Origin of the sequence: Micromonospora sp. WMMD812 (assembly GCF_027497215.1) — a bacterium.
GTDB lineage: Bacteria > Actinomycetota > Actinomycetes > Mycobacteriales > Micromonosporaceae > Micromonospora.
In genome coordinates, this window is record NZ_CP114904.1 from 2,772,672 (window position 1) to 2,798,926 (window position 26,255).

The window sequence follows — 26,255 nt, forward strand, 5'->3', positions numbered from 1 at the left end:
GATCCGCCGCGGTCACCGGGTCAGGCCCGTACCGGCGCGGCGTCCTCGCGGACCACCGCCACCTCGCCGGCGGCCACCACCAGCTCATCGTCACACCGTGAGCCGGTCAACAGCTCCACGCCGGCGGCCGGGAGTCGCACCTCGTCGTCGGTGTGGTTGAGGACGAACAGCCAGCTCCGCTCGCCGTCGCGGCGCCGGACCACCTCCACCCCGGGAAGGGCGGCCGCGGCCGGGCGCACCCCGGACTCGGCCACCAGCCGGGCCACCAGTCGATCGGTGGCCGGCTGGTCCAGCCGGGTGCCGACGTACCAGGCGGCGCCCTCCCCCACCGGGTTGCGGGTCACCGCGGCCACGCCCGGCAACGGCCCGTCGGCGTACGCGGCGAGCACCTCCGCGCCCTCGGCGTGCAGCCACTCGGTCCACACGTCGGCGGTGGCGCCGTCGTCGAGCCGGACCTGTTCGCCCTCGCGCAGCGGGAAGAACTCCTCGGTCCGTACGCCGAGCAGCTCCCGGAACGCCCCGGGATAGCCGCCGAGCCGGACGTGGTCGTGCTCGTCGACGACGCCACTGAAGTAGGTCACGAGGGCGGTGCCGCCGGCCTCGACGAACCGGCGCAGCGCCGCCGCGTCGGCGTCGCGGACCAGGTAGAGGGTGGGCACCACCACCAGCCGGTAACCGTCGAGGTCGGTCGACGGGTGGACGATGTCGGCGGTGATCCCGGCCCGCCAGAGCGAGTCGTAGAGCGCGCCCAGCCGATCCAGGTACGTGACGTCGACGCTGGGGTGGGAGTCAAGCTCGACGCCCCACCACGCCTCGTAGTCGAAGAGGATGGCGACCTCGGCGTCCACCCGGCTGCCCCGGACCTCGGCCAGCGCGGCCAGGTCGGCGCCGAGCCGGCAGACCTCGCGGAACACCTTGGTGTCCGGGCCGGCGTGCGGCACCAGCGCGGAGTGGAACTTCTCCGCGCCGGCGCGCGAGGCCCGCCACTGGAAGAAGAGCACCCCGTCGGCGCCGCGGGCGACGTGGGCCAGGCTGTTGCGGCGCAGCTGGCCGGGGGCCTTCGCGACGTTGCGCGGCTGCCAGTTGACGGCGCTGGTGGAGTGCTCCATGAGCAGCCACGGCTCACCGCGCGCGACGCCGCGGGTGTGGTCGGCCGACAGCGCCAGCCCGACGTGCGCCCGGGGATCGGCGGCGGTCAGGTAGTGGTCGTTGGAGACGAGGTCCACGTCGTCGGCCCAGGAGTGGTAGTCGAGGTACTTGACGCCCGTGCCGATCATGAAGTTCGTGGTGACCGGCTGGGCGACCAGTCGGTCGAGGACCTCACGCTCGGCGCGCAGTTGAGCCCGCTGCTCGTCGGAGGAGAAGCGCAGGAAGTCCAGCTGCTGGGTGGGGTTGGCGAAGGTCGGCGCGGTGCGCGGCGGGTTGATCTCGGCCCAGTCGCCGTACCGCTGGCTCCAGAAGGCGGTGCCCCAGGCCTCGTTGAGCCCGTCCAGGTCGCCGTACCGGTCGCGCAGCCAGGACCGGAACGCCTCGGCGCTGACATCGCAGTAGCAGTGAGCGTTGTGGCAGCCCAACTCGTTGGACACGTGCCACATCACCACCGCCGGGTGGTCGGCGTACCGGCCGGCGACCGCCTCGACCAGGGCGAGCGACCGCTCGCGGAAGATCGGCGAGCTGGGGCAGTACGCCTGGCGGCCGCCCGGCCAGAGGATCGCGCCGTCGGCCCGGCGGGGCAGCGTCTCCGGGTGCGCCCGGGCCAGCCACGGCGGCGGGCTGGCGGTGGCGGTGGCCAGGTCGACGTCGATCCCGCCGCCGTGCAGCAGGTCGAGCACCCGGTCCAGCCAGCCGAACTCGAACCGCCCGGGCTGGGGCTCGAGCAGCGCCCAGGAGAAGATCCCCACCGAGACCAGGTTGACCCCGGCCCGACGCATCAGCTCGACGTCCTCGACCCAGGTCTCTTCCGGCCACTGCTCCGGGTTGTAGTCGCCGCCGAACGAAATCCGATCGCCCTGCCATCGCCGCATGGCAGGAGAGCGTGCCCCCATCGATCGACCAAGTCAACAGTTTCCAACATCTCCGCTCTTTCCAACGTTTACCTGATAACAGGCCCGTCACAACTGGGACATCTACTCGTATCCACCCTCTTGACAGGGCCGCCCTGAGGGGTAGTTTCAGGCGCCACTGGCAGTTCGTGTTTGCCAATGTGGATTCACGGTGGATCCCGATGTGCGATCACGAGAGCCGCACCCCCACCCATGACGGCCCTTGGGCGTAGCGCACCTCTTCATCCGCAGGAGGAACCATGTCCCGTCCCCGTACCCAAGCCGAGTACCTCGCCAGACTCGTACCGCCCTCCGTCGCCGGCCTCAACCGACGGACGCTGCTCGCCGGCGCGACCGGCGCCGGCGCGTTGCTCGGCACGGGACTACTCGCCGGCTGCGGCGACTCCGACTCCGGCGGGTCCGGAAGCAAGACGGTTTCGCTGGGCTCGAACGCGTCCGACCCGACGCCGAAGGACGTCCTCGCCAAGGTGTCCGGCGCCTTCAAGACCGCCTCGGGCGTCGAGGTCGCGATCAACACCGTCGACCACAACACGTTCCAGGAGAACATCAACAACTACCTGCAGGGCAAGCCGGACGACGTGTTCACCTGGTTCGCCGGCTACCGCATGCGGTTCTTCGCCTCCCGCGGCCTGGCCGGCGACGTGTCCGACGTCTGGGGCAAGCTCTCCGGCTTCTCCGACGCCTTCAAGAAGGCCTCCACCGGCGACGACGGCAAGCAGTACTTCGTGCCGTTCTCGTACTACCCGTGGGCGGTCTTCTACCGCAAGTCCGTCTGGCAGCAGCACGGCTACCAGGTGCCGACGACCCTGGACCAGTTCAACGCCCTCGGCGCGCAGATGAAGAAGGACGGCCTCAACCCGATCGCCTTCGCCGACAAGGACGGCTGGCCGGCGATGGGCACCTTCGACATCCTCAACCTGCGGATCAACGGCTACCAGTTCCACGTCGACCTGATGGCCGGCAAGGAGGCCTGGACCTCCGACAAGGTGAAGAAGGTCTTCGACACCTGGGCCGGCCTGCTGCCGCTGCACCAACCGGACGCCCTGGGCCGCACCTGGCAGGAGGCCGCCCAGTCGCTCCAGCAGAAGAAGAGCGGCATGTACCTGCTCGGCCTCTTCGTCGCGCAGCAGTTCAACGCCGACGAGCAGGACGACATCGACTTCTTCACCTTCCCCGAGATCGACCCGGCGATCGGGGCCAAGGCCCTGGACGCGCCGATCGACGGCTACATGATGGCGCGCAAGCCGAAGTCCGAGGACAACGCCAAGAAGCTGCTGGAGTTCATCGGCGGCGTCGAGGCGGGGAACATCTCCGTGAAGACCGACCCGGGCACCCTCGTCGCCAACACCGGCGCGGACACCAGCGGCTACAGCGCGCTGCAGAAGAAGGCGGCCGAACTGGTCGGCTCGGCCACCGAGATCGCCCAGTTCCTCGACCGGGACACCCGGCCGGACTTCGCCTCGACGGTGATCATCCCGGCCCTGCAGCAGTTCATCAAGGACCCGAAGGACATCGACGGGCTCACGAACAGCATCGAGAACCAGAAGAAGTCGATCTTCACCAGCTGACGGCGAGAGGGGGAGGACTCCGTGTCCGACCTGCCCCTGATCCAAGCGGATCGCGCCGTACCGCCACCGGCCGCGACCACCACCACGGGTGGTCGCGGCCGCCGGCTACGGCTCCTGTCCCGCACCGACCGCGTGGTGATCACGCTGATGGTGCTCGTCCCGCTGCTGCTCGTCACCGCCCTGGTATGGCTGCCGGCGCTGGCCACCGTGCTGCTCTCCACCACCAACTGGGACGGCATCGGGCCGCTGTCCGACATCGACTTCGTCGGCGGACGCAACTACAGCGACGTGGTGAACATCTACCCGCCGTTCGTGCCCGCGGTGCAGCACAACCTGCTCTGGCTCGCGGCGCTGTTCGTGGTGGCCACGCCGTTCGGCATGTTCCTGGCGGTGCTGCTCGACAAGGAACTGCGCGGCAGCCGCTTCTACCAGACCGCGCTGTACCTGCCGGTGGTGCTCTCGCTGGCGCTGATCGGCTTCGTCTGGCAGCTCATCTACTCCCGCGACCAGGGCCTGCTCAACGCGGTGACCGGCTCGAACGTCGACTGGTACGGCGACCCCGGCGTGAACATCTGGGCGGTCATGGTCGCCTCCGGCTGGCGCCACGTCGGCTACATCATGCTGCTCTACCTGGCCGGGCTGAAGGGCGTCGACCCGTCGCTGCGCGAGGCCGCGGCCGTCGACGGCGCCTCGGAGACGAAGAGCTTCTTCCGGGTCGTGTTCCCGGTGATGCGCCCGATCAACATCATCGTCCTCGTGGTGACGGTGATCGAGTCGCTGCGCGCGTTCGACCTGGTCTGGGTGGTCAACAAGGGCCGAAACGGCCTGGAACTGCTCTCCGCGCTGGTCACCCAGAACGTGGTGGGCGAGGCCAGCCGGATCGGCTTCGGCTCCGCACTGGCGACCATCATGCTGGTCGTGTCGCTGGTCTTCATCACCATCTACCTGGCCACCGTCATGCGGGAGGACCGATGAGCACCGCGACCGTGACCCGGGTGCCGGCCACCGACGAGGCGCCCGAACGGCGCCGCCGGCTCACCCCGCAGCGGGTCGTGCTGCACGGCTTCCTCATCGCGGTCGCGGTGGGCTGGCTCTTCCCGATCCTGTGGGCGGTGCTGACCTCCCTGCGCTCGTACGAGTACACCGCCACGCACGGCTACGTCTCGTTCGGCGGCTGGACCCTCGACAACTACCTCACCGCGTGGCGGACCGCCGAGTTCGGCAAGCACTTCCTCAACTCGGTCTACATCACGGTCCCGGCGGTGCTGTTGACGCTCTTCCTCGCCTCCTGCGTGGCGTTCGTCATCGCCCGGTTCAGCTGGAAGCTCAACCTGGTGCTGCTCGGCCTCTTCACCGCGGCCAACCTGCTGCCCCAACAGGCCCTGCTCATCCCGCTGTTCCGGCTCTTCACCGAGGTGCCGCTGCCCGCGTTCATGAGCGACTCGGAGCTGCTGTACGACAGCTACTGGGGCCTGATCCTGATCAACGTCGCATTCCAGTGCGGCTTCTGCGTGTTCGTGCTCAGCAACTACATGAAGGCGCTGCCGCGCGACCTGTACGAGGCGGCGATGGTCGACGGGGCGAGCGTCTGGCGGCAGTACTGGCAGGTGACCATGCCGCTGTGCCGGCCGGCCCTGGCGGCGCTGGCCACCCTCGAGGTGACCTGGATCTACAACGAGTTCTTCTGGGCCACCGTGCTCATGCGGACCGGCGACAAGTTCCCGGTCACCAGCTCGCTGAACAACCTGCGCGGCGAGTTCTTCACCGACAACAACCTGGTCTCGGCCGGCAGCGTCCTGGTCGCGATCCCGACCCTGGTGATCTTCTTCATGCTCCAGCGGCACTTCGTCCGGGGCCTGACCCTGGGAGCAAGCAAGGGTTGACATCATCCCGGCTGTCAAGAGCCGGGACTCTAGCGATCGCTCGCTGTATCGAGGATGCCCGCACCGCCTTTCCCAGTAGGCGGCGAAGGCACGTTGAAGGTGGCGCAAGGTCTGCTGGAGTGGAACTGCGGACACCTCGTTCAGGAAGGACAGGTCCTCCGTCCTCTTCCACTCCGTCAACCACGCGGATGTTTGCCCGTACGTTGTCGTCTGGCGATGCATCACCCAGGCGCGCTGGCGAGCCTCCAGAGCGCGGTTGTAGACCAGGCGGACGCAACCGAACGTTCGATTGAGCTGTTGTGCTTGCTCGCGAGTGGGATAAAAGCGGTACTTGTACGCCCGCTTCACCACCTCAACCACGCCCCCGTTCTATCAACCAGGTACGACATTCCCTAGAGAGGTGAGCGGTCATCAGGTCACTACCATCGCCCATCGACGCAACGGCCGAAGGACCAGACCGTGGCGCTAGCGGAGGTATGGTCCACCTGCGCCGCGCGCGGACCAGCCTGGTGCTCGACGCGCGCGGCTCTGGGCTGCCCCGGGTGGTGCACTGGGGCGCCGACGTCGGCGACCTCGACGACGACGGCCTGCGCCACCTCGCCGCGGCCACCGTCCCGCCGCTGGTGCCGAGCAGCTTCGACGCCCCCACCGCGCTCACCCTGCTGCCCGAGGCGAGCGCCGGCTGGGGCGGCCGGCCGGCGCTCGCCGGGCACCGCGGGCGGGCGGACTGGGCCACCGCGTTCCGGCTCGACGGCGTCGAGGTCGACGACACTCCCGGTCACGACGTGCGGGTCGTCGTCCGCGCCGCCGACGCCGCGGCCGGGCTGGCGCTGACCGTCGAGCTCACCCTCGACCCGACCGGCCTGCTGCTGCTCCGGCACCGGCTGCGCAACGACGGGGACGGCCCGTACGAACTGCGCGAGCTGACCCCGGTGCTGCCGGTGCCGGCGGTCGCCACCGAACTGCTCGACCTGACCGGCCGGTGGTGTCGGGAACGGTCCCCGCAGCGGCACCCGTGGCCGATGGGCACCTGGGTACGCGAGGGCCGACACGGGCGTACCGGGCACGACGCCACGCTGCTGCTGGTAGCGGGATCCGCCGGGTTCGGCTTCGGGCACGGCGAGGTCTGGGCCGTGCACACCGCGTGGAGCGGCGACCACGTCACCTTCGCCGAACGCCGCCCCACCGGCGAGGCCACCCTCGGCGGCGGCGAGCTGCTCACCCCCGGCGAGGTGGTGCTCACCCCCGGCGAGTCGTACGCCACTCCCGTGCTCTACGCGGTCTGGTCGGACGAGGGGCTGGACGGGCTCAGCGACGTCCTGCACACCCACCTGCGGGCCCGGCCGGGGCATCCGCGCAGCCCGCGACCGGTCACGCTGAACGTCTGGGAGGCGGTCTACTTCGACCACGACCTGGACCGGCTCACGCGCCTCGCCGACCGGGCCGCCGAGGTGGGCGTGGAACGCTTCGTCCTCGACGACGGCTGGTTCCGGGGCCGCCGGCACGACCGGGCCGGGCTCGGCGACTGGTGGGTCGACGAGGCCGTCTGGCCGGACGGGATGCACCCGCTCATCGACCACGTCCGCAAGCACGGAATGCAGTTCGGGCTCTGGGTCGAGCCGGAGATGGTCAACGCCGACTCCGACCTGTTCCGCGCCCACCCCGACTGGCTGCTCCAGGTGCCCGGCCGGCTGCCGCCCGAGTGGCGGAACCAGCAGGTGCTCGACCTCGCCCACCCCGACGCGTACGCCCACGTGCTCGACCGGCTGGACGCGCTGCTGAACGAGCACGACGGGATCGCGTACCTGAAGTGGGACCACAATCGGGACCTCACCGAGGCCGGTCACCACGGACGGCCCGGCGTGCACGCGCAGACCGCGGCGGTCTACCGGCTCCTGGACGAGCTGCGCCGCCGGCATCCCGGCGTCGAGATCGAGAGTTGCGCCTCCGGCGGCGCCCGGGTCGACCTGGAGATCTTGGCCCGCACCGACCGGGTCTGGGCCAGCGACTGCAACGACGCGCTGGAACGGCTGGCCATCCAGCGCTGGACCGGGCTGTTGCTCCCACCGGAGCTGGTCGGCAGCCATATCGGCCCGGAGCGCTCGCACACCACGCACCGGGTGCACGACCTGGGCTTCCGGGCCACCAGCGCGTTCTTCGGTCACTACGGCATCGAGTGGGACATCGCCTCCATCAGCCCGGCGGAGCGTACCGAGCTGGCCAGCTGGGTGGCGCTCCACAAGCGACTCCGGCCCCTGGTGCACACCGGTCGGACGATTCGGGTCGATCACCCCGACCCGGCCGTGTGGGCGCAGGGCGTGGTCGCGCACGACGGCTCCCAGGCGGTGTACGCGGTGAGCCGGCTGGCCACGTCGGTGGCCCAGGTGCCGGGGGCGGTCCGGCTGCCCGGTCTGGACAGCCGCCGCCGGTACGCCGTCCGGCCGCCCGCCGAGGTGCCGCGACCGGCGACGCTGGACCGGACGGCGCCGGCCTGGCTGGCGGACGGGGCCACGCTGACCGGGGCGGCCCTGGCCGCGGTGGGCCTGCAACTGCCGGCGCTGCACCCGGAACAGGCGCTGCTCATCGAGGTCACCGCCGTCGACTGACCCTTGTTGGCATGCCCGGCCGAAATTTCTCGAAGATTCTCGGCCGGGCATGTCGAGGACGGCGCGGCCGGCTTCTACCTCAGGGTGAGAGCACCGAGAATGAGGTGCGCAGGCGTGAGGAGCAGACCGTGAAGTACATGTTGCTGATGCAGTTCAGCGCCGCCGGGGCCGACTTCCCGACGATCGACACGTGGAGCCCGGAGGAGATCCAGGCGCACATCGCGTTCATGGGTGAGGTCAACGCGAAGCTCACCGCCGACGGCGAGTGGGTCCAGGGCGAGGGCCTGGGTGGGCCGCAGCAGGCGCGGATCGTCCGGGCCGGGGCGAACGGCGCGCCGGTGGTCACCGAGGGGCCGTTCGCGGAGACCAAGGAGTTCCTCGCCGGCTGGTGGATCGTCGACTGCGACACCGCGGAGCGGGCCGTGGAGATCGCCGCGCACATCTCCACCGCGCCCGGGCCCGGCGGCCGGCCCCTGAACATGCCGATCGAGGTGCACCCGGTGATGTCCGCGCCGCCGCAGGAGCTGTGACGCCTGGCCACCACCGACCGACGCACCGAGGACCTGCTGCGCGAGCTGGCGCCGCAGGTCCTCGGCGTGCTCGCCCGCCGCTTCGGTGACTTCACCACCGCCGAGGACGCGGTCCAGGAGGCGCTGCTGGCCGCCGCCACCCAGTGGCCGGCCGAGGGGACGCCGGCCAACCCGCGCGGCTGGCTGATCCAGGTCGCGTACCGCCGGATGATCGAGCTGGTCCGCGCCGAGGTGGCGCGGCGGCGGCGGGAGGACCTCGCGACGCGGCGCGAGCCGGACGACCGGCAGACCGCACGGCCGGCGGACGAGGAGCTGACCGCGGAGCGCGACGACACCCTGGTCCTGCTCCTCCTCTGCTGTCATCCGGCGCTCTCGCCGACGTCGGCCATCGCGCTGACCCTGCGCGCGGTCGGCGGCCTGAGCACCGCCGAGATCGCCCACGCCTTCCTGGTGCCGGAGGCCACGATGGCCCAGCGGATCAGCCGGGCCAAGCAGCGGATCCGCGACTCGGGGGTGCCCTTCCGGATGCCCGACCGCACGGAGCGCGACGGGCGGTTGGCCGCCGTCCGGCACGTGCTCTACCTGATCTTCACCGAGGGGCACACCAGCAGCGCCGGCCCCGATCTGCATCGGTTGGACCTGTCGGCGGAGGCGATCCGGCTCACCCGCGCGCTGCACGCGCTGCTGCCCGACGACAGCGAGACCACCGGGCTGCTGGCACTGATGCTCCTCACCGAGGCGCGCGGCCCGGCGCGGACCGGGCCGTCGGGCGAGTTGATCTCGCTGGCCGACCAGGACCGCGGCCGGTGGGACGCGGCGGCGATCGCCGAGGGCATCGCCCTGGTCACCCACGCGCTGCCGCGCGGCCCGGTCGGGCCCTACCAGATCCAGGCCGCGATCGCCGCGCTGCACGACGAGGCGCCCTCGGCGGAGCGGACCGACTGGCCGCAGATCCTCGCCCTGTACGAGGTCCTGGAGGGACAGTCGGGCAGCCCCGTGGTCGCGCTCAACCGGGCGGTCGCCACCGCCATGGTGCACGGCCCGGCCGCCGGCCTGGCCGCCCTGGCCGACCTGGCGGACGACCCCCGCCTGGCCGGGCACCACCGGCTGCACGCCGCCCGGGCGCACCTGCACGAGATGGCCGGCGACCGGGCGCGCGCCGTGGCCGACTACCGAGCCGCGGCCGGCCGGACGAACAGCCTGCCGGAGCAGCGCTACCTGACCATGCGGGCCGCGCGGCTGGCCGCCGCCGATCCCGGACCGACCGACGACTGACGAGGGATCACATGGCGTACGTGCTGCTGGGCATCGCGATCGCGGCGGAGGTGATGGCCACCAGCCTGCTCAAGGCGACCGCCGGGTTCACCCGGCTCTGGCCCACCGTCGCCTGTCTCGGCGGCTACCTGGTGGCCTTCGTGATGCTGTCGCAGGCGGTGAAGGAGATTCCGGTCGGCGTCGCGTACGCCCTCTGGTCCGGGCTGGGCACGGCGACGATCGTGGCGATCGGCGCGGTGTTCCTCGGCGAACCGGTCGGCGCGGTGAAGCTCGCCGGCATCGCGTTGATCATCGCGGGGGTGGTCATCGTGAACCTGAACGGCGCCCACTGACCCGTCCGCCACCTGCGGTGGCGCGCCTCCGCCCGCCGGGCGGGAATCGGACGCGGACGGTTGACCCGGGCCGTCCGGGGTATTCGGGGATGACCCGCCGGTGGAAGGAGAAACCACGATGGTCAACGTCGGCTACACCCTGCTGTGCGAGCAGGCCGGCCCGAAGCAGTTGGTCGACCACGCCGTACGCGCCGAGGCCGCCGGCTTCGACCACCTGGTCACATCCGACCACTACTACCCCTGGCTGGACTCGCAGGGGCACTCCCCGTACGCCTGGTCGGTGCTCGGGGCGGTCGCGCACGCCACCAGCCGGGCCGAGCTGATGTCCTTCGTGACCTGCCCGATCCGCCGCTACCACCCGGCCGTGGTGGCGCAGAAGGCCAGCACCGTCGGTGTGCTCTCGGACGGCCGGTTCACCCTCGGCCTGGGCGCCGGCGAGAACCTCAACGAACACGTGGTGGGCGGCTGGCCGCACGTGCAGCAGCGGCACGAGATGTTCGAGGAGGCGTTGCAGATCATCCGTCCGCTGCTCAACGGCGAGACGCTGACCTTCTCCGGCAACCACTTCGACGTGCCGGACGCGTACGTCTGGGACCGGCCGGAGAAGCCGGTGCCGATGGCGGTCGCCGCCTCCGGTCCGCAGTCGGCCACCCTCGCCGCCGAGTACGGCAACGGCATGATCTCCACCGAGCCGGACCGCCGGATCATCCAGCTCTACGACGACGCGGGCGGGGCCGGCCGGCCTCGCTACGGCCAGGTGGCCATCTGCTACGGCCCGGACGAGGCGGACTGCCGCAAGATCGTGCACGACCAGTTCCGCTGGTTCGGGCTGGGCTGGAAGGTCAACGCCGACCTGCCCGGCCCGGAGGCGTTCACGGCCGCCAGCCAGTTCGTCAGCGAGGAGGACGCCGCCGCCGGAATCCCCTGCGGCCCGGACGTCGACCGGCACGTCGAGGCGTTCAAGAAGTTCGTCGACGCCGGCTTCACCCACGTGGCGATCGTCCAGGTGGGTGGCGACAGCCAGCCGATGTTCCTGGACTGGGCCCAGGAGCAGCTCCTCCCCCGGCTGCGCCAACTGTGAGCGCTGCCGGCCCGGCCCCTGGCGACGCCGGCGGCCTGCGCCCGACCAGCCGCGCGGACCGGCGCGCCCGGCGATGATGGGTCTCGGGCCCTGTGGAGCTGAGTCGTTCGCGTCATCGCGCGACTGGGTGAGACGTTCGCGTGCTCGCACGACCGAGTGAGTCGTTGGCGCTATCAGCTCCAAAGGACACGCGGTAGGCACCCGCCGCGCCCGTCGCGGTCACCGGCATCGGAGACGAGGGCAGGGAGTTCCATGCGCATCGGCAACACGGAGATCCGTCCGCTCGGTGGCGGTGTCGGCTGCCTGCTGATGATCCTCTTCTCGCTCCTCGCCTCGATCGTGCTCACCGTCCTGGTCAACCTGGTGCTCTGACAGTCCGGGCCGTCGGGCAGCGGGCCGGTGGTCGGGGTCAGCGGCGCAGGCCGAGCGCGGTGAGCACCTCGCGGGACGCCAGCCGGGCCGGTTCGAGCACCGACTCGCGGGTCCAGCTGACCGCCGGCCGTACGGTGGCCCGCCAGGCCGCGCGGATCCCCCGCGCCACGGGCAGGACGGTCACCCGCCACGCCGCCCGGACGGCGCGGGCCACCGGCAGCACGGTGTGCCGCCACAGCCAGCGCAGCCCCAGGCCGATCGGCCGCAGCAGTAGCCGGTAGCAGAGCCGGAGCACGCGTCCCGCGGCCCACCAGGCCCAGCGCAGGGCGTCGACGACCGCCCGGCCGATTGCCAGGAGCCCCCGGCCGGCGCCCCGGGCGAGCCAGGCGAACACCGCCGCGACCGCCTTCGCGAGCGCTGCGACCGCGCGCCACAGCGCCCGGCCGGCCGGGGTGAGCACGCCGAGCAGCCAGGCGAGCGGGCGGACCAGCAGGTGGTCGGCGAGCCAGGCCAGCCCCCGCCCGACGCGAACCAGCGGCCACCAGACGAGGGTCCGGCTCACCCAGGCCAGCGGGATCCAGAGCAGCGTGCGGACCAGGCAAGCCAGCCCGAAGGCCAGCCACACGAGCGGACGCCACACCAGCGTTCGCGCCGCCCACACGAGCGGAATCCACATCAGGGTCCGGACCACCCACGCCAACCCGTACGCCAGCCAGACCAACGGGCGCCACACCAGCGTGCGCGCCACCCACACCAACGGGCGCCACACGAGCGTGCGGGCCACCCAGACCAACGGGAGCCAGAGCAGCGTGCGGGCCACCCACACCAGCGGAATCCAGAGCAGCGTGCGCGCCACCCACACCAGCGGTCGGAGCAGCCACCGGTGCACGAACCGGCCGGTCGGGCTGAGCAGGTGGCGGTCGAGCAGCCGGCCGGTCGCCGCGACCAGCTCCCAGAGCAGGCGTACCGGGAGCACCACGACCAGCGCGATGCCCCGGGCGACCGCCGCGACCAGCGGCGGTGGGGCCGCCGCGGGCTGCGGCGTGTGCCGGGCCGTGTGCGGGGCGGGTACGGCGTGGGCCGGCCGGCCGACCGGGTCGGGCAGCGCCGGGCGGACCGTGGGGGTGTCGGTCACGCCGCCACGGTAGCCGGATCGGACAACGGCTCAGGCCGGACCCAGGTCCACATCGGCCACCAGCGGATAGTGGTCGGAGGCGCGGTCCGCGGGACCGCCGCGGACCACCCGGCAGTCCCGCACCCGGGCGGCGAGCGCCGGGCTGCCCAGCAGGTAGTCCAGCCGCATGCCGCTGAACTCGGCGCCACCGTGCCGGGTGGGCACGGTCAGCCCCTCGTCCGGCCCGCCGGCCGCCCGGTAGAGGTCGACCAGGCCGGCCGCGAGCAGCACGGCCACCGCGCGGGTGTCCACGGTGCGCCCGTCTCGCCGCAGGTGCCGGCGCCGGTACGCCGGGGGCAGCCCGTCCAGCCGCGCGGTGTGGTCGGTCGCCGGGTCGAGCGCGTTCAGGTCGCCGCCGAGCAGCGTCAGGTCGCCCGGCGCCCGGCGGACGGCCCGGGCCAGCCAGTCCACCTCGATCCGGCGCCAGCCGCCGGAATACGGGTTGAGGTGGGTGCCGAGCACGGTGAGCGGCCCGGCGTCGGTGGCGACCACCACCCGGGCGGCGGCGTGGTGGAAGGGCCGGCGCAGCGGGCCGGCCGAGACGGTACGCAGCGGCGGGCGGACCAGCACCGCCACCGGCTGCCCGAAACAGCTGCGGGCCAACTGCGGGCGCAGGCCCAGCCGGTCCGCGAACCCGTCCAGCACGCCGGCGGCGTCGAAGCCGCGCAGCTCCTGGAGCGCCAGCACGTCGGGGCGCTGCGCGGTGACCACCTCGACGATCGCGTCCCGCCGGTCGGGCCCGCCCCGGTCCCGACCGCCGGTGCGGATGTTCCAGGTCATCACCCGCAGCACGGTGTGCTCAGTCCGGTCGGCCGGCCCGGGCCAGCTCGTCGTCGAGGGTGTGCACGTCCTCCGACTCGATGCTGGGGCGGTTGCCTTCGTGCACGTCGGCGTTGGGGCGGATCACCCAGTAGAGCAGCCCGATCCAGAGCGCGCTGAGCAGGATCGCGCCCATGAAGTCCGTCGGGTGGTGCATGCCCCGGTACATCCGGGAGACGGCCACGCCGACCGGCATGACCACCGCCAGCGCCACGAAGAGCCAGCGCCACCAGCGGTCGGTGCGGGGCAGAACGATGACGGCGATCGCCAGCCAGATGCAGATGGTCGCGGCGATGTGCCCGGACGGGAAGGAGGAGGTGGGCATCGGCCCGTCCAGGTTCTCCACCGGCGGGCGGGGCCGGTCCACGGCCCGGGCGGAGGCGAGGAAGAGGGTCAGCTCGCCGACCATCGCCAGCGCGACGAAGAGCACCGGCCGCCAGCGCCGCCACACCGCGAGCACCAGCGGGCAGAACACCAGCGAGATCAGCAGGATCGCGTGCGTGTCGCCGAACTTGCTCCACCACCAGCTCGCCTCGGTCAGCACGTCGCTGTGTCGCTCGGCGAACCAGCGCGGCACCTCGGTGTCGAGGGTGGCCAGGAACGTCCCCTCCGCGTGGTAGCTGACGAACATGCCGAAGCCGTAGAGCGCCCCGAAGACCAGCACCCAGCCGACCAGCAGCTCGGCGATGCTGGAGCGGGGGTGCTCCAGCACGTGCTCCTCGGCCGGGGCGGGGGCGATGTCGTGCCCCGCCTCCGGCTCCAGCCCGTCGGTGAGCGGCGGCACCGGGCGACCGCGTTCCCGCCGCCACAGCCGGAAGGCGTACGCGGTGACGCCGAGCCAGGCCGCGCCGAGCAGCCAGCCGGCGAGCACGTCGGAGACGTAGTGCACGCCCAGCGCGATCCGGGTCAGCCCGATCAGCACCACCAGCGCGGCGACGAGGGCGATGGCCGGCTTGCGCCAGCGGGGCGCCAGCGCCGGGAGGAAGACGAGCACCAGCGCCGCGTACGCGACGAACGAGCCGAGCGCGTGCCCGCTGGGGAAGCTGTTGCCCGGCGCGCTGGCCACCGGCACGTCGACCACCGGCCGGAGCCGGCCGACCAGCGTCTTGAGGGACGGGTCGAGGATCAGGCCGCCGACGCCCGTGATGATCAGGTAGACGGCCAACCGGGGCTGGCGGCGGATCAGCAGCCCGACCACGGCGATGGTGACCAGCCAGATCAGGATCGGCCGCCCACCGAGATCGGTGACCGCCTGGAGCACCGTGACCAGCGGGCCGTGCGGGGCGACCAGGTCGTTGAACCACTCGGCGACCGCGTGGTCGGCGTCCTGCAACGGGCTCCACCGGAACCGGACCAGCATCAGCAGCAGGCCGAAGGCGACGCCGGCGCCGGTGACGGCCACCAGCCCCGCGACGCTGCGCTCGGTGAAATGCCCGAGTGGACGCCGCAGCACCTCTTTGACCGCGGTCACCCCGCACCTCCCTCGTCGTCCCTGGCGAGGCGCTTTACCCGATCGGCGGGGTGCGTACACCGGAGGCGGCCGGGGCCGGGGTCAGAGGGAGGTCATCTCCCCGGTGTCGAAGACCTCCGCGCGGGCGGTCTCGGGCTCCCACAGGTCCGGCTGGGCCGGCTCCTGCACGCCGATGCGCACCGCCTCCAGCTGGGCGGCGAAGGCCAGCCCGCCGAAGAGCGCCATGCCGGTGAGGTTGGCCCAGAGCAGCAGGGCCATCATCCCGGTCAGCGCGCCGTAGGTCTGGCCGAACGCGTCGCTGAGGCTCACGTACGCGGCGAGCAGGAGGCTGGTCAGCCACCAGAGCGCGGTGGCGATGCCGGCGCCGAAGAACAGCCAGGACAGGCCGGGCTGCCGGCGCCGGGGGGCGTAGCGGAACAGCACGGCCACGGCGAGCACGGTCAGGCCCAGGCTCAGCGGCCAGCGGACCACGTCCCAGACGCCGTTGGCGAACTCGCCCCACTCGTAGTGCCGCTGCACGGAGTCGCCCATCGGCCCGCCGCCGACCAGGATGAGGAATCCGGTCAGCGCCGGCACGCCCGCGGTGACGGCGAGGACGGCGGCCCGCAGGTACTTGAACTGCGCGGGGCGGTCCCGCTCGACGCCGTAGATCCGGTTGGCGCCCCGCTCGATCTGCGCCATGGTGGTGGTGAGGGCGACCAGGCCGGTGATCAGACCGAGGGTGAGGGCCAGCTCACCGGCGTCCTCGACGCGCTCGCCCTCGCCGAGCAGTTCGGCCACCATCGGCTCGCTGGCGCCGGGGGTGAGCGCCAGCACCGTGTCGGCGACGACCCGGCCGCCCTCCTCCACGCCGAGTTCGCTGATCAAACCGGTGAGGGCGATCAGGAACGGCACCACGGCGAGGCAGAGCTGCAGCGCGAACGCGCGGGAGTGGCTGAACCCGTCGCCGTAGCGGAACCGGATGAACGCGTCCCGCAGCAGGTGCCAGCCGCCCTCGCGGCGCAGGGTGTGCCAGGCGTCGTCGGCGGAGAGCTCCTCGTCGGCCATCAGCCGGGTCTCCGGCACCATGCGGGTGCTACTCACGGCGCGCCTCCTCGACCAGGCGTTCGCCGCGCTCGGCGGCGCGCTCCGCGTCGACGGCGAGGTCCGGCGCGTGTTCGGGCTGCGGCACGCAGAGCCAGAGCGCCCGGGGCCGGATCACGGCGCGCAGCCGGCGACTCGGTTCGATGAGGTCGCCGTCGAGTTCCCGGGGTTGGGTGCGGGTGGCGGTGATGACGACGCGGCGGCCGCGGAACACCTCCATCCGCGGCACGCGGCCGCGGCGGCGGATCACCGCCCAGCCGAGTTCGGCCCAGTGGCGCAGCGTACGCGGGGTGAGCACCGCGACGTCCAGCCAGCCGTCGTCCGGCTCGGCCCCGGTCAGCAGCCGCATCCCACCCTGCAACCGGCCCACGTTGGCGACCAGGACGGACCGGGCCCGACGGCGTACCGGCGGACGGTCGTCGACGCGGATCGACACCCGCATCGGCCGGTCGCGCAGGTGCCGCGCCGCCCCGACCACGTACGCGGGCCAGCCGATGCGCGCCTTGGTGGTCTCGCTGGTGGCCGCGAGCATCTGGGCGTCGAAGCCCATGCCGGCCATCACCGTGAAGTAGTGGCCGTCGACCTCGCCGACGTCGAGCAGCCGGCGGCCCCGCTCGACGGCCACCTGGAGCCCGGCGGCCAGGTCGTTGGAGAGGCCGAGGTTGGCCGCGAGCAGGTTGCCGGTGCCCTGGGGCAGCACGGCGAGCGCGACGTCGGTGCCGACCAGCGCGCTGACGCAGGACATCACGGTGCCGTCGCCGCCGCAGGCGAACACCAGGTCGACCCCGGCCCGGACCGCCTCCTCGGTCTGGCCACGGCCCGGGTCCTCGACGGTCGTGGTGAACCACAGCGGCTCGGGCCAGCCGACGGCGGCCAGGGTGTCGGTCACCGTATGCCGCAGCTCGTCGAGATCGGCCACCTTCACCGGGTTGACCACCACCGCGGAGCGCAGCCCCCCGTCGCCGCCCGCGGGCCGCCTGTCCTGTCCTGCATCCACGGCGTCAGTGTGCAGCAACCCGCACGGTTCAGCGAGTCGCCGCGAACGCGGCGTCGGAAGTGCCACAGACAGGTTTCAACCGGGCCGCCGTGGTGGCCGGTCTCCGCTCAGGCCGCCGCGCGCAGCGCGACCTCCACCCGGCGGCGCAGGTCGTCGAGGTTGACGCCGGCCTCGGTCAACACCAGCGCGGCCAGACCGTGCCCCTCGCGGATCAGGCCGAGGAGGATGTGCTCGGTGCCGATGTGGCGGTGCTTCAGCCGCAGCGCCTCGCGCAGCGACAGTTCCAGCACCTTCTTGGAGCGCGGGGAGAACGGGCCGCCGGCGTACCGGCGCCGCCGGCCCCAGCGGCGGCGCGGCTCCGGCACCGCCTCGCGCAGCGCGTCCGGGCCGAACGACTCCTCGATCCGGGCGACGATGGCGGCCAGGTCGATGCCGATCTCCCGCAGCGCGGCCGCGTCGGCGTCGCCGAGGCCGGCCCCGCCGTCGGCGGTGTGGCGCCGGATCCGGCCCCGCAGGTCGTCGGCGCTGACGCCGGCCTCGGTCAGCACCCGGCTGGCCAGGCTCGCCTCGTCGGCGAGCAGGGCCAGCAGCAGGTGCTCGGTGCCCACCGGCCGTCGCCCCTCGGCCCGGGCCTCGTCACGCGCCCGGCGCACGGTCTCGCGGGCCCGGTCGGTGAACCGTTCGAACATCACGCCTCCCAGGAGGTGGGGACCGCCGGTCGCCCGGCGTGCTTCTTGTGGACCGCCTGTCGGCTGACCTCGAGCGCGTCGGCGATCTCCTGCCAGGACCAACCCTGTCGGCGGGCGTTGTCCACCTGGACGACCTCGAGTCGCTCGAGTAGCCGGCGCAGCGCGCGGACGGCCCGCAGCCCGACCCGGGGGTCGGTGCTGCCGGCGGCCGCCGCGAGTTCCGTCGCCTGACTCATGCTGTCAACATACGTTGACAGCACCGCCCGTGTCAACCCCTGTTGACACGGGCGGTGGCTGCGATCCGGCCCGCCGTCGCGGTCACCCGACTACCCTCGGTCGAGGGAGCGTGGTCGTGCCGGGCGCGACGCCCGGGAGGTGATGTCGGATGGCCGCATCCGCCGGCCCAGGGGTGCTGGTCGGCCTCGGCTCGGACCGCGACCTCCCGATGGTCCGGCTGGCCGCACAGGAGGCCGCCGCCCATCGCCGGCCGCTGCACCTGGTGCACGCCTTCGACTGGAACGTGGCGTTCGAGGCGGAGACCGTGGCCGCGTCGCGCGACGAGGCCGAGGACCTGATCGCCCGGGCCAACGACCTGGCCCGGGACGTCGAGCCGGAGCTGACCGTCAGTGGCGAGATCGCCGAGGGCGCCACCGTGCCCGTCCTGCTGCGCCGTGCCGAGCATGCCTTCCTGCTGGCCGTCGGCGACGGTGGGATGGCCGACTGCGAGGACTGCGTACGCCCCGATGCTCTCCCCGTGCAGTTCGCCGCCCGCGCCGGGTGCCCGGTGCTCGTGGCCCGCTCGGAACCGCCGCCGCAGGGCCCAGTCCTGGTCGGGGTCGACTGCTCGTCCAGCTCCCACGCGATGCTGGACTGGGCCTTCACCTGCGCCGCTCGCCGGGGCGCCCGGCTGCTCGCCGTCCGGGTGGTCGACGCCGGCGCGTCCGTCGACGACGCCAGCCGGGAACTGGCCGCCGTCGTCGCCCAGCACACCGACCGGCACCCCGACGTGCTCACCGAGTGCCACACCATTCGCGGCGACCCCGGCATCGTCCTGATCGACCAGTCCCGCTCGGCGCAGGTGGCGCTGGTCGCCGCCCGCGGCGACGAACCGGGGCGGGGCATGCTCGGCGCCGTGGCGCAGTCCCTGCTCTACCACGCGCCGGCGCCGGTGATCGTGGTCCGCGGCGTGACCGGGACGGCCCCGCACGGGGCGTAACGGCCACCCGGTCCGGGACCAACGGCCCTGAACCCGCCCGGCCGCGCCGGCCAGGCTGGACCGGCCGGAAGGAATCCGCGCTTCCGGATGCAGCAGTCCCCCAACCGCGAGAGGCTCAGTCACCATGGACACCGCTCTCGACCTGCAGAGCCCGCTGACCGACGACGAGCTGCGCCGCCTCGACGCCTACTGGCGGGCGGCGAACTACCTCACCGTCGGGCAGATCTACCTGCTCGGCAATCCCCTGCTGCGCGAGCCCCTGACCCCCGAGCACATCAAGCCCCGACTGCTCGGCCACTGGGGCACCAGCCCCGGGCTGAACCTGCTCTACGCCCACCTCAACCGGGTCATCGTCGCCCGCGACCTGAACGCCATGTTCATCACCGGCCCCGGCCACGGCGGCCCGGCCATCGTGGCGAACACCTGGCTGGAGGGCACCTGGAGCGAGCGGTACCACGGCATCGACCGCGACGAGGCCGGCATGGCCCGACTGTTCCGCCAGTTCTCCTTCCCCGGCGGCATCCCCAGCCACGTGGCGGCGGAGGTGCCGGGCTCGATCCACGAGGGCGGCGAGCTGGGGTACGCGCTGAGCCACGCGTACGGTGCCGCGTTCGACCACCCCGACCTCGTGGTCGCCTGCGTGATCGGCGACGGCGAGGCGGAGACCGGCCCGCTTGCCGGCAGCTGGCTCTCCAACGTCTTCCTCAACCCGGCCCGCGACGGGGCGGTCCTGCCCATCCTGCACCTCAACGGCTACAAGATCGCCGGGCCGACGGTGCTCGCCCGGATCCCCGAGCAGGAGCTGCTGGAACTCATGCACGGCTACGGCTACCAGCCGTACGTGGTCGCCGGCGACGACCCGGCACGCGTGCACCAGACCCTCGCCGCCACCCTGGACCGGGCGCTGGACGAGATCGCGGCCATCCAGCGCCGGGCGCGCTCCGGCGGCGCCGTGGAACGCCCCCGCTGGCCCATGATCATCATGCGGACGCCGAAGGGCTGGACGGGCCCGCGGGAGGTCGACGGCGCCCCCGTCGAGGGCACCTACCGGTCACACCAGGTGCCGCTGGCCGAGGTACGCACCAACCCGGCGCACCTCGCCGAACTGGAGGCCTGGCTGCGCGGCTACCGGCCCGAGGAGCTGTTCGACGCCACCGGCGCGCCGGTCGCCGACGTGCTCGCCCCGCCGCCCACCGGGGACCGACGGATGAGCGCCAACCCGGTGACCAACGGCGGGCTCGTGCTGCGGGACCTCGTCCTGCCCGATTTCCGCGACTACGCCATCGACGTGCCCCGGCCCGGCGAGCCGATGGCCGGCGCCACCGGTGTGCTCGGCGGCTGGATCCGCGACGTGATCGCCGCCAACCCGCAGACGTTCCGCCTGTTCGGCCCCGACGAGGTCGCCTCCAACCGGCTCGGCGCCGCCTTCGAGGTCACCGACCGGGCCTGGGTGGCCGAGCGCATGCCCGGCGACGACCACCTCTCCCCCGACGGGCGGGTGATGGAGGTGCTCTCCGAGCACCTGTGCCAGGGCTGGATCGAGGGTTACCTGCTGACCGGCCGGCACGGGGTCTTCACCAGCTACGAGGCGTTCATCCACATCGTCGACTCCATGGTCAACCAGCACGCCAAGTGGCTGAAGGTGACCCGGGGCATCCCGTGGCGGCAGCCGCTCGCCTCGCTGAACTACCTGCTCTCCAGCCACGTCTGGCGGCAGGACCACAACGGCTTCTCCCACCAGGACCCGGGCTTCATCGACCACGTGGTGAACAAGAAGGCCGAGGTGGTCCGGGTCTACCTGCCCCCGGACGCCAACACCCTGCTCTCCACCATGGACCACTGCCTGCGCAGCCGGCATTACATCAACGTGGTGGTGGCCGGCAAGCAGCCCGCCCCGAACTGGCTGACGATGTCGGAGGCGATCCAGCACACCCGGCGCGGCCTGGGCATCTGGGAGTGGGCCAGCACCGACGAGGGCAGCGAACCGGATGTGGTGCTCGCCTGCTGCGGCGACGTGCCGACGCTGGAGACGCTGGCCGCCGCGGACCTGCTCCGCCGGCACCTGCCGGACCTCAAGGTGCGCCTGGTCAACGTGGTCGACCTCATGCGGCTCCAGCCGCCCACCGAACACCCGCACGGCCTGCCGGACAACGAGTTCGACACCATCTTCACCGCCGACCGGCCGACGATCTTCGCCTACCACGGCTACCCGTGGCTGATCCACCGCCTCACCTACCGCCGCACCAACCACGACAACCTGCACGTCCGCGGTTACAAGGAGGAGGGCACCACCACCACGCCGTTCGACATGGTGATGCTCAACGACCTGGACCGCTTCCATCTGGTCATCGACGTCATCGACCGGGTGCCGGGGCTGGCCGCCCGCGCCGCCCACCTCCGCCAGCAGATGGTCGACCTGCGGCAGGCCTGCCGGGACTACACCCGCGAGCACGGCGAGGACGACCCCCGCGTGTCCGAGTGGCGGTGGATCCGCGAGACCGAGCCGGGCCTACGGGGCGGGCAATGAGCGGCGACCACATCCTGGTCGGCTACGACGGCTCCCCGGACGCCGCGCTCGCCTTGACGTGGGCGCTGGACGAGGCCGGCCGCAGCGGCCAGCCCGTCCGGCTCGCGTACGTCTTCGAGTGGATCACCGTGGTCGGCTGGCTCGGTCCGGGCGTGGCCCCCGGCGTCTGGCCCGACGAGACCGCCCGGCGGGAGGTCGAGGAGCTGGTCCGCCGAGCCGCGGCCGACGCCGCCGACGCGCACCCGGACCTGGACGTCACCGGCGAGGTGCTCGACGGCCCGCCCGCGCTGCTGCTCCAGGAACGGTCGGCGGGGGCCGCCCTGCTGGTGCTCGGCAGCCGCGGCCACGGCGGGTTCGGCGGCCTGCTCGTCGGCTCGACCGCGGTGGCCGTCGCCGCCCACGCGCACTGCCCGGTGGTGGTCGTCCGTACGCCGTCCGGCGCCGCGCCCGCCGCGCCCCCGGACGGGCCGGTGGTGGTCGGGGTCGACGGCTCCGACCCGTCGCTCGTGGCCCTCGGCTTCGCCGTCGAGCGGGCCGCGCAGCGCCGGGCGCCGCTGCGGGTCGTCCGGGCCTGGTCACCCCCGGGCCCGCCGTGGCAGGGCGGCGGGCCGGCGACCGGGCAGGACGAGGCCGTGGCGGCGGAGCGGGCCGCGGTGGAGGACTCCCTCGCCCCGTGGCGGCAGACCTTCCCGGAACTGGCCGTCACCGTCGACGTGGTGGCCGGGAGCCCGGCGTCGCTGCTGGTCGAGGCGAGCCGCTCCGCGCAGCTGGTGACCGTCGGCAGCCGGGGCCGCGGCGGGCTGCGAGGCATGCTGCTCGGCTCGGTCAGCCAGCAGCTCATCCAGCACGCGCTCTGCCCGATCGCGGTCGTGCGGGAGCGCTGACCCCGGGGGGCCCAACGGCCCGTGGCCGCGGGACCTCCGTACCGTGCGCCGGCCGGTGCGATGGCGGACGATGAACCGGCAACCCGGCCCGCGCGGCCCCGCGGTGGGTCACGATGGGCGCAGACGAAAGGTCCTGACGATGAGCCAGCAGACCCCGGCGGCGGACCGCCCGCTGACCACCGCGCTCGCCGAGGCGGCCGCGACCGCCGGTCACGCCCCCTCGGTGCACAACACCCAGCCCTGGCAGTGGCGGGTGCTGCCCGACGCGCTGGAGCTGCGGATGGCGCGCAGCCGGCAGCTCGCCGCCGCCGACCCGGAGGCGCGGCTGCTCGTGCTCAGCTGCGGCATCGGCCTGCACCACGCCCGGGTGGCGCTCGCGGCCGAGGGTTGGACCGCGATGGTGGAGCGGCTGCCCGACGCCGACCAGCCGGATCTGCTGGCCCGGCTGACCGGCTTCTCCCGCACGGACGCGGACCCGAGCGCGATGCGGCTGGTGCAGTGCATGCGGGTCCGGCACACCGACCGCCGGCCGGTGAGCGAGGAGCCGGTGCCGCGCAGCGCGATCGAGGAGATCACCCACGCGGTCGCCGCCGAGGGCAGCAGATGGCAGATTCTCGACTCCGATCAGGTGATGGAGCTGGCCGCCGCCGCCTCGCGCGCCGCGACGGTCGAGGCGGAGGATCCGGAGACCCGCGAGGAGCTGGCGTACTGGACCAACCGGGCGGGCACCGGCACCGGGTTGACGCCGGAGGTGCTGCCCGCGGAGGCGCCGCAGACCACCGTGCCGACCCGCGACTTCGGGCGCCCCGGCAGCCTGCCGGTCGGCCCGGGGCACGACCGCGCGGCCGTGTACGCCATGCTCTTCGGCGACGACGACGAGCCGGACAGCTGGCTGCGCGCCGGCGAGGCGCTCTCCTCGGCCTGGCTCACCGCCACCCGGCTCGGCGTCTCGATGGTGCCGCTCAGCGGCGTGGTCGAGGTCGACGGCACCCGTGAGACGTTGCGTCAGCTGCTGGCCGGGCTCGGCTTCCCGTTCCTCGCGCTGCGGCTGGGAATCGTGGACCCGACGCACGCGGGTCCGCCGCACACCCCACGGCTCCCCACCGAGCAGGTGGTGGACACCTCCGCGGTGCGCGGCGAGCACGGCTGACGGGTCGCGCCGCCACGGCGATAGCATCGCCCCGTGGCCAGCAGCACCCCGCACCCCCGGCCGGAGTCCCGCCCGAGGCCGTCGCTCGGGCTGAGCCCGCTGTCCCGGGTCCGCCTCGACGAGCTGCTCCAGGAGATGCTGGACCGGGTCGGCGAGGTGGTGACCAGCCGGGAGCGGCTACGCGCCCTGCTCGACGCAGTGGTCGGCATCGGCACCGACCTCGACCTGCGCAGCACCCTGCAACGCATCGTGCAGGCGGCCTGCGAGCTGGTCGGCGCCCGCTACGGCGCGCTGGGCGTGGTCGGGCCGGACCGGATGCTGCACGACTTCATCGTGCACGGCATCTCGCCCGAGCTGCACGCGAAGATCGGCGACCTGCCACACGGACGCGGTGTCCTCGGCCTGCTGATCGACGAACCGCGGCCACTGCGGATGCCGGACATCACGCAGCACCCCCGCTCCTACGGCTTCCCCCCGAACCACCCGCCGATGCACAGCTTCCTCGGCGTACCGGTCCGCATCCGCGACCGGGTCTTCGGCAACCTGTACCTGGCCGAGAAGCAGGGCGGCGCGGAGTTCACCGAGGACGACGAGGAGATCGTCGTCGCGCTCGCCGCCGCGGCCGGCGTGGCGATCGAGAACGCCCGGCTCTACGCGCTGGCCAACCGGCGGGAACGCTGGCTGGCCGCCACCGCCGAGATCACCTCGGTGCTGCTCGGCGAGGTGCGCCGCACCGACGCCCTGACGCTGGTGGCCCGGCGGGCCCGCGAGGTGGCCGAGGCGGAGCTGGCCCTGGTCCTGCTGTACGACCCCGAGGCCGACGCCTTCACCGTCGAGGTTGTCGACGGCGGTGAGAAGTCGACCCGTGCCCTGGCCGGCACCGTTCTGCCCGCCGCGGAGACCAGCTTCGGCGCGGCCGCCGCCGACGGCCGGCACGACCAGGTGGACGACCTTGCCCACGCCGCGCCCTGGCCGGCGCTGCTGCGCACCGGGCCCGCGGTGATCGCCCCGTTGACGACCGCGGACACCCTGCACGGCGTCCTCGTGATCGCGCACGGCACGGAGCGGCGCGGCGACGCCACCGACGACGACGTGGCCCTGCTGGGCAGCTTCGCGGGGCAGGCCGCGCTGGCCATGGAGCGGGCCCGCGGCCAGGAGGAGCGCGAGCTGCTGGTGGTGCTGGAAGACCGCGAACGGATCGCCCGGGACCTGCACGACGTGGTGATCCAGCGGCTGTTCGCCACCGGCCTGCAACTGCAGAGCGCGGCGCCGATGAGCGTCAAGCCCGAGGTGGCCAAGCGGATCAACGCCGCGGTCGACGACCTGGACGCCACGATCAAGGACATCCGTCGCACCATCTTCGAGCTGCGCACCCCGATGACCGCCGCGCTGCGCAGCGAGATCCGCGACGCCGTCGAGGTCGCCGCCGAGTCGCTGGGCTTCCGGCCCGGCCTGGAGCTGACCGGGCCGATCGACAGCGCCGTCCCCGACGCGCTGCGCCCCGAACTCACCGCCGTGCTCCGGGAGGCGCTGTCCAACGCGGTACGCCACGCGCAGGCGCACCGGGTGACGGTCGCCGTGCGGGTGGCGGCCGGCCAGGTGTCGGTGACCGTGACCGACGACGGGGTGGGCTGCGACCCGGCGGCCGCCCGCGGCGGCCTGGTCAACCTGCGCGAGCGCGCCGACCGCCACGGCGGCCGGTTCGAGGTACGCGCGGCGACCCCGCACGGCACCGAGCTGCACTGGTCCGTCCCCCTGCCCTGACCGCGCGCTCCCCTCCCCCTCCCCGCGATCTTGCAGTTTGTGCCCCGGCAAAAGGGGCGAGCAGGGGCATTTCAGGGGCGGAAAGTGCAGATCGGCGAGTCCACGCCGGCAGGGGCGCCGCGCGGTGGGTCAGGGACGCTGGCCGAGCAGGCGGGTGGCCAGCACGGCGGCCTGGGTGCGACGTTCCAGGCCGAGCTTGGCCAGCACGCTGGAGACGTAGTTCTTCACCGTCTTCTCCGCCAGGAACATCTTCCCGGCGATCTCCCGGTTGGTGAGCCCCTCGGCCACGTACTCCAGGATCCGGCGCTCCTGGTCGGTGAGCGACTTCAGCTCCCGGGGCTGCTCCACCCCGCTGCGGATCCGCTCCAGCACCCGGGTGGTGATCGCCGGGTCGAGCAGCGACTGACCGGCCGCCACCCGGCGGACCGCGTCGACCAGGTCCGTGCCGCGGATCTGCTTCAGCACATAGCCGGCCGCGCCCGCCATGATGGCCGCGAACAGCGCCTCGTCGTCCTCATACGAGGTCAGGATCAGCCCCTTGATGGTGGAGTCGACGGCGCGCACGTCCCGGCACACGTCGATGCCGTTGCCGTCGGGCAGCCGGGCGTCGAGGATCGCCACGTCCGGGCGCAGCGCAGGAATCCGGCGCGCCGCCTCCGCCGCGGAGCCGGACTCGCCGACCACCTCGATGTCGCCGCTACTGGTCAGCAGGTCGGCAAGGCCACGGCGGACGACCTCGTGGTCGTCGAGCAGGAACACCCGGATCATCCC

At 73.0% G+C, this 26,255-nt stretch carries 22 protein-coding genes; 13 read left to right on the top strand and 9 right to left on the bottom strand.

Features of this window, described 5'->3' with window-relative positions; genetic code table 11:
• Positions 1-20 precede the first annotated feature (20 nt).
• Positions 21-2,024 carry a beta-galactosidase gene (locus O7603_RS12660; RefSeq protein ID WP_281575908.1) on the bottom strand — a complete coding sequence of 668 codons (2,004 nt, stop codon included), beginning with the start codon at positions 2,022-2,024 and terminating at the stop codon, positions 21-23.
• A gap of 278 nt (positions 2,025-2,302) precedes the next feature.
• On the opposite strand from O7603_RS12660, the gene O7603_RS12665 reads away from it, so the two are divergent.
• The 8 genes from O7603_RS12665 to O7603_RS12700 all read left to right on the top strand — a co-directional run bounded on the left by O7603_RS12665 (position 2,303) and on the right by O7603_RS12700 (position 11,338).
• Complete coding sequence (locus O7603_RS12665) at positions 2,303-3,631, top strand: ABC transporter substrate-binding protein (protein WP_281575909.1); 1,329 nt, start codon at positions 2,303-2,305, stop codon at positions 3,629-3,631.
• A 21-nt stretch (positions 3,632-3,652) separates the two neighbouring features.
• Positions 3,653-4,606, top strand: a complete 954-nt coding sequence (locus O7603_RS12670; RefSeq protein WP_281575910.1) for a sugar ABC transporter permease — start codon at positions 3,653-3,655, stop codon at positions 4,604-4,606.
• A complete protein-coding gene (locus O7603_RS12675) occupies positions 4,603-5,514 on the top strand; it encodes a carbohydrate ABC transporter permease (RefSeq protein ID WP_281575911.1) in 912 nt (303 codons plus the stop codon). The genes O7603_RS12670 and O7603_RS12675 overlap by 4 nt, the downstream gene beginning before the upstream one ends.
• Positions 5,515-5,990: 476 nt before the next feature.
• The gene (locus tag O7603_RS12680) at positions 5,991-8,120 is read left to right on the top strand and encodes an alpha-galactosidase (RefSeq protein WP_281575912.1); all 2,130 of its coding nucleotides are present in this window, start codon (positions 5,991-5,993) and stop codon (positions 8,118-8,120) included.
• A 137-nt stretch (positions 8,121-8,257) separates the two neighbouring features.
• Positions 8,258-8,650, top strand: coding sequence for a YciI family protein (locus tag O7603_RS12685; RefSeq protein WP_281576676.1), 393 nt, complete (start codon positions 8,258-8,260; stop codon positions 8,648-8,650).
• A 3-nt stretch (positions 8,651-8,653) separates the two neighbouring features.
• Positions 8,654-9,925 (top strand): sigma-70 family RNA polymerase sigma factor, encoded by a 1,272-nt coding sequence (locus O7603_RS12690; RefSeq protein WP_281576677.1) that lies wholly within the window; start codon positions 8,654-8,656, stop codon positions 9,923-9,925.
• Between the two features lie 11 nt (positions 9,926-9,936).
• Complete coding sequence (locus O7603_RS12695; RefSeq protein WP_281575913.1) at positions 9,937-10,257, top strand: multidrug efflux SMR transporter; 321 nt, start codon at positions 9,937-9,939, stop codon at positions 10,255-10,257.
• 118 nt (positions 10,258-10,375) lie between these two features.
• Complete coding sequence (locus O7603_RS12700; RefSeq protein WP_281575914.1) at positions 10,376-11,338, top strand: TIGR03557 family F420-dependent LLM class oxidoreductase; 963 nt, start codon at positions 10,376-10,378, stop codon at positions 11,336-11,338.
• Between the two features lie 409 nt (positions 11,339-11,747).
• Here O7603_RS12700 and O7603_RS12705 read toward each other — a convergent pair whose 3' ends face one another.
• From O7603_RS12705 to O7603_RS12735, 7 genes are all read right to left on the bottom strand, one after another.
• Positions 11,748-12,845 (bottom strand): hypothetical protein, encoded by a 1,098-nt coding sequence (locus O7603_RS12705; RefSeq protein ID WP_281575915.1) that lies wholly within the window; start codon positions 12,843-12,845, stop codon positions 11,748-11,750.
• 30 nt (positions 12,846-12,875) lie between these two features.
• Positions 12,876-13,676, bottom strand: coding sequence for an endonuclease/exonuclease/phosphatase family protein (locus O7603_RS12710; RefSeq protein ID WP_281575916.1), 801 nt, complete (start codon positions 13,674-13,676; stop codon positions 12,876-12,878).
• Positions 13,677-13,683: 7 nt separating this feature from the next.
• On the bottom strand, positions 13,684-15,174 hold the full coding sequence (locus tag O7603_RS12715; protein ID WP_281575917.1) for a phosphatase PAP2 family protein: 1,491 nt from the start codon (positions 15,172-15,174) through the stop codon (positions 13,684-13,686).
• Between the two features lie 81 nt (positions 15,175-15,255).
• Complete coding sequence (locus O7603_RS12720; RefSeq protein WP_281575918.1) at positions 15,256-16,257, bottom strand: YihY/virulence factor BrkB family protein; 1,002 nt, start codon at positions 16,255-16,257, stop codon at positions 15,256-15,258.
• A complete protein-coding gene (locus tag O7603_RS12725) occupies positions 16,250-17,254 on the bottom strand; it encodes a diacylglycerol kinase family protein (protein WP_281575919.1) in 1,005 nt (334 codons plus the stop codon). The genes O7603_RS12720 and O7603_RS12725 overlap by 8 nt, the downstream gene beginning before the upstream one ends.
• 107 nt (positions 17,255-17,361) lie before the next feature.
• Positions 17,362-17,943: a Clp protease N-terminal domain-containing protein gene (locus tag O7603_RS12730; RefSeq protein ID WP_281575920.1), complete on the bottom strand. Its 582-nt coding sequence runs from the start codon at positions 17,941-17,943 to the stop codon at positions 17,362-17,364.
• Complete coding sequence (locus O7603_RS12735; RefSeq protein WP_091590425.1) at positions 17,943-18,179, bottom strand: HTH domain-containing protein; 237 nt, start codon at positions 18,177-18,179, stop codon at positions 17,943-17,945. The genes O7603_RS12730 and O7603_RS12735 overlap by 1 nt, the downstream gene beginning before the upstream one ends.
• Before the next feature lie 149 nt (positions 18,180-18,328).
• On the opposite strand from O7603_RS12735, the gene O7603_RS12740 reads away from it, so the two are divergent.
• The 5 genes from O7603_RS12740 (at position 18,329) to O7603_RS12760 (ending at position 25,484) form a co-directional block, all read left to right on the top strand.
• Entirely contained in the window at positions 18,329-19,159 is an 831-nt protein-coding gene (locus tag O7603_RS12740; protein WP_281575921.1) for a universal stress protein, read from the top strand.
• A 124-nt stretch (positions 19,160-19,283) separates the two neighbouring features.
• Positions 19,284-21,686, top strand: a complete 2,403-nt coding sequence (locus O7603_RS12745; RefSeq protein ID WP_281575922.1) for a phosphoketolase family protein — start codon at positions 19,284-19,286, stop codon at positions 21,684-21,686.
• Positions 21,683-22,570, top strand: coding sequence for a universal stress protein (locus tag O7603_RS12750; protein WP_281575923.1), 888 nt, complete (start codon positions 21,683-21,685; stop codon positions 22,568-22,570). Before O7603_RS12745 ends, O7603_RS12750 begins: the two co-directional genes overlap by 4 nt.
• 70 nt (positions 22,571-22,640) lie before the next feature.
• Complete coding sequence (locus tag O7603_RS12755) at positions 22,641-23,720, top strand: nitroreductase family protein (RefSeq protein ID WP_281575924.1); 1,080 nt, start codon at positions 22,641-22,643, stop codon at positions 23,718-23,720.
• 135 nt (positions 23,721-23,855) lie between these two features.
• On the top strand, positions 23,856-25,484 hold the full coding sequence (locus O7603_RS12760) for a GAF domain-containing sensor histidine kinase (RefSeq protein ID WP_281576678.1): 1,629 nt from the start codon (positions 23,856-23,858) through the stop codon (positions 25,482-25,484).
• 129 nt (positions 25,485-25,613) lie between these two features.
• On the opposite strand, the gene O7603_RS12765 is transcribed toward O7603_RS12760, so the two are convergent.
• Positions 25,614-26,252, bottom strand: a complete 639-nt coding sequence (locus tag O7603_RS12765; protein ID WP_281575925.1) for a response regulator transcription factor — start codon at positions 26,250-26,252, stop codon at positions 25,614-25,616.
• Positions 26,253-26,255 lie beyond the last annotated feature (3 nt).